Below are 14,311 nucleotides of genomic sequence, written 5' to 3'. Positions count from 1 at the left end.
TCGTTCTGGCTTTTATCATACCGGAGCCCTTGGATGCACTTGTGAGAATCACTGTTGCGAAAGCGCTTGTGGACACGCATCGACTCCCCTACCTGTGTGTTTTTATGACATCGTGGGAGTCCGGTCGGCGGCGTTTAGGGGTAGAGTGGGAGGGTGAGTATTTCTAGTGAACGTATTGTATGGATTGACTGCGAGATGACCGGCCTGGACGTGGAGAACGACGCTCTCGTCGAGGTGGGCGTCCTGGTCACGGATGCCGATTTGAACATTCTGGGTTCTGGCGTTGAGTTCGTCATTAAGCCCGGTGATGAGTCTCCTGCCGGTGCGCTGGAGAACATGAATGATTTTGTGCGTTCGATGCATGAGGCGTCGGGTCTGCTGCCCGATATTGAGCACGGTGTGTCGATGGATTACGCGCAGGAGCAGGTGCTTCGTTACATCAAGAAGTATGTTCCGGTGGCGGGCAAGGCGCAGCTGGGCGGCAACTCGGTGGGCATGGATAAGCGCTTCTTGGAGCGTTACATGCCAGAGGTCATGGCGCACCTTCACTACCGCGTGATTGACGTGTCCACCATTAAGGAGCTGGCGTCGCGCTGGTATCCGGCGGCTCGTCATAGTGCCCCGGCGAAGACCGGTAACCACCGCGCGCTGGGCGATATCAAGGATTCGATTGATGAGTTGAAGTATTACCGCCGCGCCATTTTTGTGCCGCAGGGCCCGGATGCAATTGCTTCGGCGCAGATTGCGCGTGAGGTGGAGGCGGAGCGTGCCGCACGTGAAGCGGCTGAGCGTGAGGCTGAGGCGTCCTCTTCTGAGGCGACTGAGGCATCCAAGGCGTAAGCACAGTATGTAACGAGCATCACAGCTTTTCAACTTGGCAGGTTTCTGAATCTCCTGTACAGTAGTATCCGTTGCATATCGCAAGGGAAACCAAGCGAAGCACATGGTGGTCGTAGCTCAGTTGGCAGAGCGCCTGGTTGTGGTCCAGGAGGTCGCGGGTTCAACCCCCGTCGATCACCCCGATGGAAAGGGTCGTTATGGTTATCCGTAACGACCCTTTCGCTTACCCTCAATCCGGTTCACCTACGCACGGTGTACCCGGCAAGTTCCCGTTCAACAGTTCCCATTCAACACAAGCAAAGGATAATTCCGTGGCTATTCGCCCCATCGTTATTCACGGCAACCCCGTTCTGCACCGCCCCGCGGCACCCGTCACCGAGTTTAATGATGAGCTCAAGGAGCTCGTGGCTGACATGTACGAGACCATGGACGCATCCAACGGTGTGGGCCTGGCGGCACCGCAGATTGGTGTGGGTCTGCGCATCTTCACCTACAAGATGGAGAATGAGGACGGCGTTCCCCCGCGCGGCTGCATCATCAACCCGGTGCTGACCCTGGGCAAGATTTCTACCGCTGACCCGGACCCGTACGAGGAGGAAGAGGGCTGCCTGTCCTTCCCCGGTTACGGCTTCCCCCTCAAGCGCGCCGAGTGGGTGACCGTGAACGGTCTTGATGAGCACGGCAACCCCGTCCACTTTGAGGCGACCGGCTGGTTCGCACGCTGCATGCAGCACGAGACCGATCACCTGGACGGCAAGCTGTACGTGAACCGCCTGAACAAGAAGTGGACCAGCAAGATGAAGAAGGTCGTGAAGAAGGAAGGCTGGACCGTCGACGGTAACTCGTGGATGCCCGGCGTGGATCCGGATCCGTTCGGCCACTAGACACGAGCTCTTCTGAAGGTCAGAGACCTTTCGAGAAGTTTAAAACGAAGACCGCGAATGCACTCTCAAGGCGCATTCGCGGTCTTCGTTTTCCCATCAGCCGATGATGTTTTCCATCAGCCAACGGTAGCGTGAAACGGGTCATCCTATGAGCCGGGTTCTGTCTAAAACGCCGCCCGAAGGGGCGTTTCGAGGCAATCATCTATCTAGAACGTACGTTGCCGCACGTCTCAAGCAGCCTACCCGAATACGCACCCCGATTAAGCGGGGATCGGGCGCACTACCCTACCATGGCGTATTCTGTTTGACCTTGCTCCGAATGGGGTTTACCTAGCCGGGCACGTCACCGCGCCCGCTGGTGGTCTCTTACACCACCCTTTCACCCTTACCGCGGCGAACCGCGGCGGTTTACTTTCTGTGGCACTGGCCTGCGGGTTACCCCGAGTGGATGTTATCCACCATCCTGTGCTGTGGAGCCCGGACTTTCCTCGAAGCACGTGTGCCTCGCGATTGCCCGGACGGCCCGTTTCACCTCACCCATTATACGCATACCCCTGGCGGTGGCTATTTCGCGGGTTCCCTCACGGTCACGCCGAAGCCTCGCAGGTACACTGCGCCTCGCGGGTACACTGGAGAGATGCTGATTCTTCTTCCCCCTTCCGAAGGTAAGACCCCCGCCCCGGCTGGCAATGCGCCAGTTTCTTTCGCTGACCTTTCGTTCCCTGAGCTGACTGCCGAGCGTGAGAGCGTCCTGGAGGAGCTGACTGCGGTCAGCTCTAGCCCCGGCGCCCTGGCAGAGCTCAAGGTGGGCGCATCCCTCGAGGCAGAGGTGGAACGCAACACGCGCCTGCTCACCGAACCGGCGCAGCCCGCGATTCACACCTACACGGGTGTGCTGTTCGAGGCGCTGGATTATGCGAGCTTCTCCCCCGCCGAACGCGACGCCGCGCACTGGTCGCTGCTGATTTCTTCGGCGCTGTGGGGTATTCTGCGCCCCGAGGACGCGATCCCCGCCTATCGCCTGTCCATGGGCGTGAAGCTGGGTTCGATTGGTGCGCTCGCCTCCTTCTGGAAGGGCGCGCTGGGTACTGCTCTGGAGTCGACTGCGAAGGACCAGCTGATTCTGGACTGCCGTTCTGCCGCCTACGCGAAGTCGTGGGTGACTCCCCCGTCGCAGACTCTGGCGGTTCGTGTGGAGCGTGTCGCGGCTGATGGGTCGCGTAAGGTTGTCTCGCACATGGCGAAGCATTACCGTGGCTTGTTTGCGCGCTACCTGATTCAGTCGGGTTTGGCGGCTCGTCCTATTGATGGCTCCACGGCGGGTATTGCCGAATTTTTGGAGGCGGTCAGCGAGGACTGGTCGGTGGAGTGCACCCTGCCGACGGCGCGTAAGGCGGGTGTTTTGACGCTGCTGGTGCATGAGCAGTAGGTTGCCCAACTATTTATTTCCTCTTATTTTTTGCATCATATTGAAAATTTTTTAACTATTTTTCTAGGGGCTTAAATCTGTATTACCCCTTGTAAAACCACATTTCCCCACATTTTAGGGGTAGCTTTTGATGAGCAGAGAAGGCGGTTAGTGTCTAGCTATCCGCCTTCTTTTTGCGAGTAAAAATGTTTATAGTATTAAACGTCTCGCCATTGGTGGCGGGTATTTCACTCACTAACATTCACATTTTCAACTCAACACACATGGAAACACGTCACGCCACGTACGTATAGCAAACGACTAGAGGCTTACCCAATGGTTATTGGTTTGCTAGCGTAGAAGTAACCACTCAGAAACACATCGATGGGACAACGTTATGTCTACTTTTTCCTCTCGTCGCGCCCTCATTAAGGGTGCGGCAGCACTAACAGTCGCCGGCGCGTTGGGCGCACACCACGCCGGTGAGCAGGGCGCTCAGGCTGCCACCTTGGACGTTAAGACCACCCCGCTGACCTTCAAGGTTACCGAGGCGTCGTTTGATATTAGCGGCTTCAACCTCAGCTACGAGATTACCGGCCTGCAGGCTGTGCTTGATACCGGTCTGTACACCCCGTACATTGAGGTTGGCTACTACACCAAGGAGAAGGGCTTCACCCAGTTCTATTTCTTCTCTCTTGAGCCGAAGAAGCGCATCGAGAATGATGTCTACATTAGGCATCACGTCATTGATTCTGAGATCACCGGTGGCCCGAATGGAAACTACGGGGTTCGCTTGTCTCTTCGTCCGCGCCGTCAGCAGTACACCATTCTGCGCACTCTTGAAGTTCGCCCCAAGATTGACACGGAGTTCGCGTGGGCACCTTTCATTGTGGACATTGATATGGATGGCGAGTACGCCCCCGATATCTACAGGTCATGTAAGGCAAAGGTTCTGCTGCTCGATAAGGAACGTTGCTTCTACCCTAAGCGTGCGGTGACCCGCGGCGACCTGATGGATGCAATCTACCGAGGCGCCTGCTCGCCGAAGGTGAAGCTTCCTGCGCGTTCTCCTTTCCCGGATTTGTCCCCGAAGGATGAGCGTTACCCGGCGTATATTTGGGCGTATCAGAACGGTCTGACTTCCGGCTGGTCTGACGGTAAGATGCACCCGGAGGCGGTGGCTAGCCGCGCTACGATGGCTGCGTTCTTCTACCGTTACTTTATGCTTACCCCCGGTCGTCGTTCTTATTGGTTCCGTCCCACTACCCCGCAGGATATGAAGCCGGGTGCCCCGTTCTACACCGAGTCGGTGTGGCTGCACTCGTCGGTGAATATCGATACGAGCTATCACTATAAGAGCAAGGATTTCCGTCCGACCAAGACTGCTACCCGCGAGGAGCTGGCTCGTGTCCTGTCAATGCTCGACATGCTTGACACCATCCCCAACAGCCCCTATATCGATGACTAAGATTCGGCAGGTGCCTTGAACCGGGTGGTTGAGCCCGCGTGTTTTAGCTTGGGTTGACCTCTGCGAACAGCAGCTGAAGATAGTGGCCTATAGCCTATAGAAGGGGCGGTGAGAGTTTTTCTTTCACCGCCCCTTTTCGTGTGCCCGTTTTCTGGTGCGGGCGCTGCTGGTGCAGTCGCTGCTGGGTGCCGTTTTAGTGCTGGTGATGTTTCCAGTTTTTATTTCTCTATGTGTGGTCTTTTTGGGGGGTTTGGGCTTTATACAAAGCCGGGGCGTAGTTTTTGATTTTTTTGTCTTATAACTCTCATCGGCATGTTTTTCTCGTGTTTTCATTGAATGTTTAAGGGGCGGGTTGGTAGGCTGAAATTGCACTTCAGCATGCCGCCGCTACGGCTCTTCTACGATATGGATTCGGGGCGAGTTCGGTGCGGTGGACTGTCACTCATTTATCCTCTCAACTTCTTTTCTCATTCGCCCTCTTTCATGCAGAAAATTCAGATTGGATAATGATGTCCTCGTTCTTTAAGCCTGCTCGTGGCACGCGCCGAAAGGTTGCGGGTGCTTCCCTGGTTTTGGGTTTGTCTCCGCTGCTGGCTTTGACGCCGGTGGCGGCTCAGCAGGCGGCACCTCAAGAAAAACCCGCGCAGAACGCACCCGTACAGAACGAACCTGCGCAGGGCAATCAGCAGGATGCTTCCCTGCCGACCCTGCGCGTATCCAGCGGCTCCCTCGACATTCTTCACGGCGGTACCGTGCACGTGGATGGTACCGGGCTGTCCCCCGAGTTCTTGGCGCATCATGAGCTGCGTAGCCTCACGGTCGCGCCGAAGGGCTCTTCAACCTACGCTAACCCCTACCAGAAGCTTGATCACCGCGGCCTTGTCTTTGACGCCCCGAAACCGGCTGCTGACGGCAGTTTCAGTGCCGACCTGACGGTTCCAGCGAATAGCCTGCCAGCAAACCTGGAGTATGAGGTTATTCTGACCTACCGCCCCGTAGATGATGCGCACCCCTATGCGTGGAACACTGAGGACCGCGTCCGTACGGCGCTGCCGGTGGAGTTCAATCTCCCGAAGGCGCAGCTCCCCTCCATCACCTATGATGTTTCGGCTATTTCTGAGGAGCAGATTGCTTCCGGCCAGCCGATTGAGGTGACGCTGACGGGTACCGGTTTTCAGGATGTCAGCTCTGTAAAATTCACCTTGTCCGAGCATGATGAGCAGGGAAAGGTCACGAACTCTAATGTGGCTTCGCTTGGTGAATTGAGGGCATCAGATACGGAAGAGAATCAGCGCATTTTCAAGGGCCTGATTCCGAACGGCTATTTCCAGAAGAAGATCACGATCCCTGCGGGAGTTCTGAAGTCCGGCAAGGGGTATTCCCTGGGTGTTTCCGGTGTAGAAACCCACGGGTGGAATAAGCTGACGCGTAAGTTCCCCTTTGTCCCTGTGGGCAATAACCCTGCGCGCATGGCGTATCAGGATAATTCGTTCAGGAATACCCTGCCGAAAGTATCTGTTGCCGCGCAGGATTTTGATCCGGGTCAGGACCGCGTCTATAAGGTGACTATTTCTAATATTTCACCCGAGGTTGACCTGGGGTACTACCTTGACTCTGTGTCGATTTATAACGCTACCTCTGGTGAGCAGGCATATTTTGCGAGGAATGATGTAGCGGGCCAATACTATAAGCGTGACGAGCTGGTAACCCGCAATGCTGACGGTACTCTGACCGTGGAGGTTGAGTATAAGGTTCACGGCGATTCCTCCTACAGGCCTTCTTCCCGCGGTTCAGTGGCTGAAGTGCGGGCGGTGTTCTCGGACTCTGAGTATTCGTACGGTAGCCATAAGTTCACGGTGAGCGCGCAGCTTCCGATGGCCCCTCTTGCCGCTGATGCTGTTGATTCGGAGAACCCGGGGAATGTTGAGTTGAAGGTGACTTCGGGAACCCTCAATATTTCTCAGGGTGGCACGGTGTCGGTGACGACTTCCCCGTTGAGCCCCGAGTTCCGTAAGAAGTACACTTTCTACGAGCTGGCTCTGGTGCAGCGCGGGTCGGTGTACGTGTATGCGGAGCACAATAGTTATGAGCCTCTCGACGAGTACGGCGGAATGCTCAAGGATTTGGTGCATCAGGTGCGGGAGAACCCGGACGGTAGCCTCACCTACACGTTTAAGGTTCCCCCGCAGTACGTTGAGGCTGCCGAAGGTGAGCTCTTCGATGTGGTGATGACGTACTACCCGTCGGATGAATTTGAGCCGGAACCTTCGAGTAGGTCGAACCGTTTGTATGCCCGCGCGCATATTGATACGGTTCAGGATGCGCAGCCGACCCGTGGAACCTACACCTTCAGTCAATCCGCTATCGATGACCCGTGGAAGGATACGACGCTGCGGGTTGAGGGACGCCATATCCTCTCCCAGGCTAGTGAAATGGTTGGTAATGATTGGCCGGTCATCGCTATCTATGAGGCTGACCCTGCAACGGGAAAGATGGTGGGTGAGCCTGTGTTCACTCAGCGGGATGACTACACGTACTACGGGGTTAACACCAGGTGGTTCCGCAATAACTATTTCAGTGCGGAGCTGAAGATTCCTGCGGGTACGTTGAAGCCGGGCAAGCTCTACTTTATTGGTATGTATGGGAACGGGTTGCCTTACCCCGGCATGGAAGATTCTCCGGGTTCTATGCTGAATGATGTTGCGGAGTTCCTTCCGGTGCATTCTCCCGAGCAGGACTCTGCGGGGCCCACGCTGCACCTTGGGTCGGTGGGCCTGAGCCCTTATGCGCAGACGAACTTGTTTACGGCGCGCGCTACCGGGCTTTCTGATCCGGGTGAAGGATCGTACCGTCTCTCGGTGCAGCATGTTGATGAGCAGGGGCGTTTGACCGGTCAGACGGTGTTCCAGCAGGCGATTCCGGCTGACCTCATCAAGGATGGCAGGGTGGAGCTGAATCTGACGATCGCTCAGCAGCTGAACTATTCGGGTGCTTATCGTCTGGTCTTGGAGAAGGTCACCCCCGGTAAGGATGGTGCCGGCGAGTCGGTGGAGCAGCTTGCTTTCGAGGATATTCCTCTGAAGCTGACGCGTGAGGATGAGTTGCAGGCGGCTGAGCAGTGGTTTGCTGATCGTGATATTTTGCCTAATCCTTCGCCGATGTCCTGGCATAGCGGTATGACGCGCCACGATGTGACGGTGTCGCTGTACCGCCTGGCGGGTTCCCCGAAGGTTGAGCTACCTGCTTTTAGCCCGTATGCGGATGTGGCAACGAACGACCCGGACTACGCCGCGTACATTTGGGCTCGTCAGAAGGGTATTACCTTCGGCTGGGCGGACGGCAAGTTCCACCCGGAGGCGAAGCTTTCGACCCCGTCGACGGTGGCGTTCATGTACAGGTACCAGAAGGCGATGGGTCAGGTCACGCCGAAGGCGCCGACCTCTGCCTCGTTGCCGCGTAGCTTGTCTGTGCCGGGTAACCAGGATGCGCCTCGGAGTGCTAGCGGCTGGCAGCATAAGGTTCGTCAGGGTAGCGCTTTTTGGCGTGAGGCTCAGTGGGCTGTTGATCACCGCATGTGGGGTTACCGCGTTGATGGGGAATACGTCTATGAGGACTTTGATAGGTCTTTCGTTTCCTCTGGTGATTTGAAGTTGATGCTGTACCGCTTGGCGCACGGCGGCAGCCACCTCAAGTAGCGCCGGGTCGTGGTGAGTGAGGTAACCGGTGGGCTGGGATGCTCGACGTAGTTCGACTTTTCAGCCTGCCGGTGCCACCCCGGTTTTTCTTCCCTGCCTCTGCGAGTTCTTTTGCCTAGCACCAGGCTTTACGGGGCTACTTCTCCTCTGTTTTTTTGGGGGGGTCTTTTCAGGCTTTATCCGCTCAACTTTTTCACTCACTTCATCTACTCACTCGTTTCAATCACCGTATAAATTTTGTAGATGGGATAATGATGTCTTCATTCTTCACACCACGAGGCGCCCGGCGCTGTTCCACCTCTCCGCGCCATCCGGCAAGCGCCCGTGCGCTCAGCCTGTCGTTGCTGCTGGGTTTGAGCCCGCTTGCCGGTATCACCCCGGCGGCGCTGGCGGCTCCCGAACACCCGGCACAACCGGCACAGGTTGCACCTGCTCATGCAGACCCGGAACAGGCGACCCCCGCCTCCCCCGCCGCAGCTCAAGAAGATGCTGACGAAGCCACGTCTTCGCTTCCGAAGGTAGATGAATCTCGCCATCCTGAAATGGAAGGGTTTAAAGTCTCTCCTGAGACTCTCAACATTTCTCGAGGCGGCACAGTAACGCTGACGACGCCTCCGCTCAGTGCTGAATTCCGCCAGAATTACGAATTCTACGAATTTTCTCTGGTTGACCGCGGTTCTTCGTACTTCAAAGCCGCGTATGCCCGCATTGACGGATATGCCTACTTTGGCTACCTCTTTGACCGTGATCCCAACCCGAAGCAGATGGTAGAAAACCCAGACGGGAGCTACACCTTCTTTCTCAATATTGGGCCGTACATTATTGAGGCTAATGAAGGCACTCTTTTCGACGTCATTTTGACGTACCACAAGAAGGGCCACCGGGAGGATTCTTGGCCGTCCGAATTCCGTTTTGTGGCGCGTGCACCTATTAATGTTGTGCAGGACCCTAAGCCGACTGAGACGACGTACATTTTCAGTGTGCCCGCAATTGATGACCCGTGGAAGGATACGACTCTGACGATTGAGGGGTTCCATATCCTTACGAGCGGTAGTCGAGAGGGCAAGGATGGCCCCGCGCTTCTGGCTTTTTATGAAGTCGACCCGAAGACCGGAAAGATTGTAGGCGAACCAGAATTCACCACTCGGATTCCGTACCCGGCTTCCCGTAGTGGAGAGCGCGTTTATTTCCTGAATTGGCATTTTAAGACGTCTATTACGATTCCTGGGGGAACGCTTAAGCCGGGTAAGGTCTATAAGATTGGTTTCTACGGTAAAGACCGTCCGGAGGATGAGAATTACCCCGGTGAGTTGCTGAATGATGTTGCAGATTTCATTCCGGTACGTTCGCTTAATAAGGAATCGGCTAGCCCTGAGATGTTTCTGAAGGCTACGACGGTGAGCCCTTATGATGAGGAAAATATCTTGCCGGTACGCGCCGTCGGTTTGAAGAAGCAGCCTGGGGTCTCTTACCGTTTCTCGGTACAACATGTTGATGAGCAGGGACATCTGACCGGTCAGAAGACGCTGGTGCAGGAGATTGCTGCTGAGAGCATCCATGACGGCACGATGGATGAGAAGCTGACCATCTCCGGTGCGCCGCTGAATTATGACGGCTCGTACAGGCTCTTCTTGGAAAAGGTGACTGCCGGCAAGGACGGTACGGTTGAGTCGGTTGAGCAGCTTACTTCGAAGGATCTACAGCTGCAGTTTACGAAGAATAAGGAGGTCAACGCCGCCTGGGCATGGTTTAAGCGCCGTCAGGTTCTTCCTGAGTTTTCTGATTCAGGTAGGAACAGCTATATGACGCGCCGCGATGTGACGGTGGCGCTGTACCGTCTTGCGGGTTCGCCGAGAGTGGAGCTTCCGGCGACGAGTCCTTATGGAGATATCACTCCGGATGATCCGGACTACGCCGCGTATATTTGGGCTCGTCAGAAGGGCATTACGTTCGGTTGGGCGGATGGGAATTTCCACCCGGAGATGAACATGCACAATTATTCGACGGCGGCGTTCCTGTACAGGTATCAGCGTTCGCGCGGTATGATGTCTCCCGGCTTGCCGACTGCCGCACCGCAGTCTCGTAACGGTAGCCTGCCGGGGTCGGATGAATCTGAGGTGAGCGCTAACCCATGGGTTCTGGATTTGGAGGAGGGTAGTGCTTTTTGGCGTGAATCTCGGTGGGCTGTGCAGCAACGCATTTGGGGCTACACCAGGGGTTGGGAACACGAACGCTTTTTCATGGAGACAACGTCTGTCTATGACTTGGCGTTGATGCTCTACCGCATGGAGCACGGCGGTAGCCATCTCAAGTAGCGCCCAGTTGTGGTGAGGGGTAACCGGTGGGCTGGAATGTTCGGATTAGTTCGACTTTTCAGCCCGCCGGTACCGTCCCGATTTTTCTTCCCTGCCTTCTGCGAGTTCTTTTGCCCGGCACCAGGCTTTACGGGGCTTCTTCTCCCCTGTTCGGGGTTTTCTTTTCACGTTTTATCCGCTCGACTTCTTCGCTCGCTTCATCTACTCGCTCGCTTCAATCACCGCACAGTTTTTTGTAGATGGGATAATGATGTCTTCATTCTTCACGCCACGAGGCGCCCCGCGCCACCCGGCGAGCGCCCGCGCGCTCAGCCTGTCGCTACTGTTGGGTTTGAGTCCGCTGGCCGGTATCACCCCGGCGGCACTCGCAACACCGACCCAGGCGGCACCTGAGCAGCAGGCGCAGGCGACCCCAGCCTCCCCCGCTGCAGCTTTGGTTCAGAAACAAGCAGACAATCAGCAGAATCCTGTAGCCCAGGGCGAGCAGACCAGTTCGCTACCGACTTTGCGTGTCACCAGTGGCACGTTAAAAATTGAGACTGGTGGCACGGTGCATGTTGAGGGTGCCGGCTTCACTCCCGAATTCTTGGCACACCATGAGCTACGTAGCCTCATTATTGCGCCCAAGGGTTCCTCTACCTACGTGGGTCCTCACCAGGAGCCAACATACCAGGGGCCGCGCTTTGACGTTCCGGCGCCTGCCCCAGACGGGACTTTCAGCGCTGACTTGGAAGTATCTTCCAACGGCATACCTGCGGGCATGGAGTACGAAGTTATTTTGACCTACCGCCCGCTAGATGAAGCGCACCCCTATCAGTGGAATACTGAGGATCGTATTCGTACGGCGCTCCCTGTGACGAATGATTTTCCGGCGTCTGTTCTGCCTTCTATTACCTATGATGTGGATTCTATTTCGGAGGAGCAGATTAATTCCGGAAAACCGATTGAAATCAATATGACGGGTTCGGGTTTTGACGGGATGAATAAGCTAAGTTTTACTCTCGTAGAATATGACCCGTCTGCAAATGTTACCCATAAATATATCAAGGAGCTGGAACCTTTTGACCCTTCGGATTCTCCGTATTCTAAGCGTGTTTTTCATGACCTAATTCCTAACGGTCATTTTCAGCATAAAATTACGATTCCTGCCGGTCTTTTGAAATCAGGCAAGGGTTATTATCTGTCGGTACAGGGAGACTCTCCTTCAGGCCCGATTGCTATGAGGCGTGCCTTCCCCTTCGTTCCTGTGGGCAAGAACCCCATGAAAATGCCTTACCAGAGCAATACGTACCGCAATACCCTTCCGAAGGTTTCGCTGTCTCCTCAGACGCTTGATCCGTACCATGCAGGGAAATATAAAGTTACTATTTCTAACATTTCTCCGGAAGTTGATTTGGGGTATTACGTCAAATCCGTCGACATTTATAGTAAAACCGCTCGAAAGACTATCGTCGGAATTACTGACATTCCTTACTTTGATTATGACATTATTGTTGTCCGTAACCCTGACGGTACCCGCACCGTAGAACTTGAAATTGACTCTGCAGTCATCAAGGAGTTGCAGAATGTGTACCTTGGTTCTGAGGCAGAGCTGAGGGTAGCTTTCTCAGATTCTCTTTATCAGAAGGGTAGTCACATTTTTACGGTCACTGCGCCCGTGCAGCTGGCTGCTCCTCCGACCCCGATAAATCCTCCCGCATCTGATGAAGTGCGTTTGAGGGTCACTTCAGGTACCCTCAATATTTCTGAGGGCGGCACTGTCTCTGTGACGACTGCACCGCTGAGTGCTGAGTTCCGCAAGAAGTACACGCTCTTCGAGTTCGGCATTGTGGAGCGAGGGAAGGACTACGAGTGGTCAAGCTACGGCAGTAAGCTACCTGAAGCCCAGTACGGTAAGAGAGTCGCTACCCTTCGAAATCAGGGGAAGGTTCATGAAAACCCTGATGGAAGCATTACGTTCACCTTTGATGTTCGCAAGCAAATCTTTGATGTACCCGAGGGCACTCTCTTCGATGTCGTGTTGACGTTCTACCCGTCTGATGAAGCTGAGCCGGATTTGCGTTGGGAGTCGACAGACCGCCGTCTTACGGCACGAGCTTCTCTGCCGGTAGTGCGTGACCCTGAGCCTGTTCAGCCAACGTACCGCTACAGCATTTCGGCGATCGATAAGCCGTGGCAGGATACCACTCTGACAGTTGAGGGCTACCATATCCTCGATCCTCATGCGGTAGGTGGTCATGAATCGGTTGCGCACCTCACCCTCTACGAGGCTGACCCGGCCACCGGAAAGATTATGGGACGCCCTGTTTTCTCCGACATGATTCCGCTGACAAGTTGCGGACAACTTTGCGGCGGATTCCATAATCGTTACTTCAGCACGGAGATGACGATTCCGGCGGGTACGTTGAAGCCGGGCAGGCTCTACATGATTGGTATCTACGGTTCTAATCTGCCTCGTCCTGGCGAAGAGGAGTACAGCGGTAGCCTGCTGACCAGTGTCGCTGAGTTCCTTCCCGTCCGGTCTACGCAGCCTAACCCTGACCAGCCTGTAGCGCGTCCGGACTTGTACATTCTGAATAAGCGCATCAGCCCGTACCAGGAGATGAATACCCTCACCGCACGCGTCTCGAATCTTCCGAAGCTTACCGATGGCCATTACCGTTTCTCGGTTCAAGCGACGGATGATTCTGGCGAGCCAACCGGCGAGAAGGCTCTGGAACAGGTTATCCCTGCTGAACACCTTCTGAATGGTTCTACGGATGAGAAGCTGAATATTCCCGGTAGCGCGCTGAATTATGAGGGGTCTTACAGGGTTGTTCTGGAGAAGGTAATCCCTGGTAAGGACGGTGCCGCGGATGCGGTCGAGCAGGTCACTTCTGAGGGCCTTGAGCTCTTTGTAAGCTACACTGCGGAGCGGGAAGCGGCTGTTGAGTGGGTTAAGCAGCAGGTTCTTCTGGATGAGCATAAGGCTGTGCTGAGTCGCCGCGATGTCACGGTGGCGCTGTACCATCTTGCGGGCGCGCCTCATGTTGAGTTGCCTGCAACCAGTCCTTATGCGGATGTAACCCCGGATGATCCAGACTATACCGCGTACATTTGGGCTCGTCAGAAGGGTATTACGTTCGGTTGGGTCGATGGTAAGTTCCACCCGGAGGCGAACCTTTCGATTGCCTCGACGGTGGCATTCCTGTACAGGTACCAACGAGCGCTAGCCCCTGCGTCTTCGCCGGAGTCGAGCAGTTTGCCGTCTTCATCTGTACCGAAGAGCGATACGTCAGATAGCAGTAATGTACCGGAGGAGTCTCCCACACGGGATTCACGTTCGCGCGTACACTGGCCCGAGTATGAGCGTATGGATACTGCATTCTGGCGGGAATCATTGTGGGCTACCCAGCAGATTATCTGGGGATACGCAGAATATTATCGAGGCCACGGTGAGAATTTCAGCTCGGATACTGTTTCCTCTTGGGAGTTCTCACTGATGCTCTACCGCATGGAGCACGGCGGCAGCCGCCTCAAGTAGTTGCCCTGAAATAGTTATTCCTGAAGTAGCTATTTGAGAGTCGTCCCCTGCGGCCACACGGCATGTTGTTGTGTTGCTTTACAATCGGTGTGATGGCGGGCTGAAAATTTCGGGCTAATTCGCCCGGCTTTTCAGCCCGCCAACACTTTCACTAAGGCCCCTGGTGCCCCCCCCCCCC

Annotated in this window: 7 protein-coding genes, 1 tRNA gene and 1 other RNA gene; 8 read left to right on the top strand and 1 reads right to left on the bottom strand. The window is 55.4% G+C overall.

Going from position 1 to position 14,311, the window contains the following annotated elements; genetic code table 11:
• The first annotated feature begins 153 nt into the window (after positions 1–153).
• The 3 genes from orn to def all read left to right on the top strand — a co-directional run bounded on the left by orn (position 154) and on the right by def (position 1,724).
• A complete protein-coding gene (gene orn / locus HMPREF2605_RS06775; protein WP_070688171.1) occupies positions 154–840 on the top strand; it encodes an oligoribonuclease in 687 nt (228 codons plus the stop codon).
• A gap of 106 nt (positions 841–946) precedes the next feature.
• A tRNA-His gene (locus tag HMPREF2605_RS06770) sits at positions 947–1,019 on the top strand.
• A 132-nt stretch (positions 1,020–1,151) separates the two neighbouring features.
• On the top strand, positions 1,152–1,724 hold the full coding sequence (gene def / locus HMPREF2605_RS06765) for a peptide deformylase (protein WP_049334074.1): 573 nt from the start codon (positions 1,152–1,154) through the stop codon (positions 1,722–1,724).
• Positions 1,725–1,857: 133 nt separating this feature from the next.
• On the opposite strand, the gene rnpB is transcribed toward def, so the two are convergent.
• Positions 1,858–2,250, bottom strand: an RNA gene (gene rnpB / locus HMPREF2605_RS06760) — RNase P RNA component class A.
• A gap of 111 nt (positions 2,251–2,361) precedes the next feature.
• Here rnpB and HMPREF2605_RS06755 point away from each other — a divergent pair.
• From HMPREF2605_RS06755 to HMPREF2605_RS06735, 5 genes are all read left to right on the top strand, one after another.
• Entirely contained in the window at positions 2,362–3,153 is a 792-nt protein-coding gene (locus HMPREF2605_RS06755) for a YaaA family protein (protein ID WP_070688172.1), read from the top strand.
• Positions 3,154–3,529: 376 nt separating this feature from the next.
• The gene (locus HMPREF2605_RS06750; RefSeq protein ID WP_070688174.1) at positions 3,530–4,600 is read left to right on the top strand and encodes an S-layer homology domain-containing protein; all 1,071 of its coding nucleotides are present in this window, start codon (positions 3,530–3,532) and stop codon (positions 4,598–4,600) included.
• A gap of 509 nt (positions 4,601–5,109) precedes the next feature.
• Positions 5,110–8,295: a siroheme synthase gene (locus HMPREF2605_RS06745; protein WP_246828177.1), complete on the top strand. Its 3,186-nt coding sequence runs from the start codon at positions 5,110–5,112 to the stop codon at positions 8,293–8,295.
• A gap of 251 nt (positions 8,296–8,546) precedes the next feature.
• Complete coding sequence (locus tag HMPREF2605_RS06740) at positions 8,547–10,610, top strand: superoxide dismutase (RefSeq protein ID WP_049354781.1); 2,064 nt, start codon at positions 8,547–8,549, stop codon at positions 10,608–10,610.
• 247 nt (positions 10,611–10,857) lie between these two features.
• Positions 10,858–14,133, top strand: coding sequence for an S-layer homology domain-containing protein (locus HMPREF2605_RS06735; protein ID WP_070847499.1), 3,276 nt, complete (start codon positions 10,858–10,860; stop codon positions 14,131–14,133).
• The last annotated feature ends 178 nt before the right edge of the window (positions 14,134–14,311 follow it).

The organism is Rothia sp. HMSC065C03, assembly GCF_001837295.1.
Classification (GTDB): domain Bacteria; phylum Actinomycetota; class Actinomycetes; order Actinomycetales; family Micrococcaceae; genus Rothia.
Note: the sequence above shows the minus strand (reverse complement) of the source record. Positions and strands in the feature narration are given on the sequence as shown.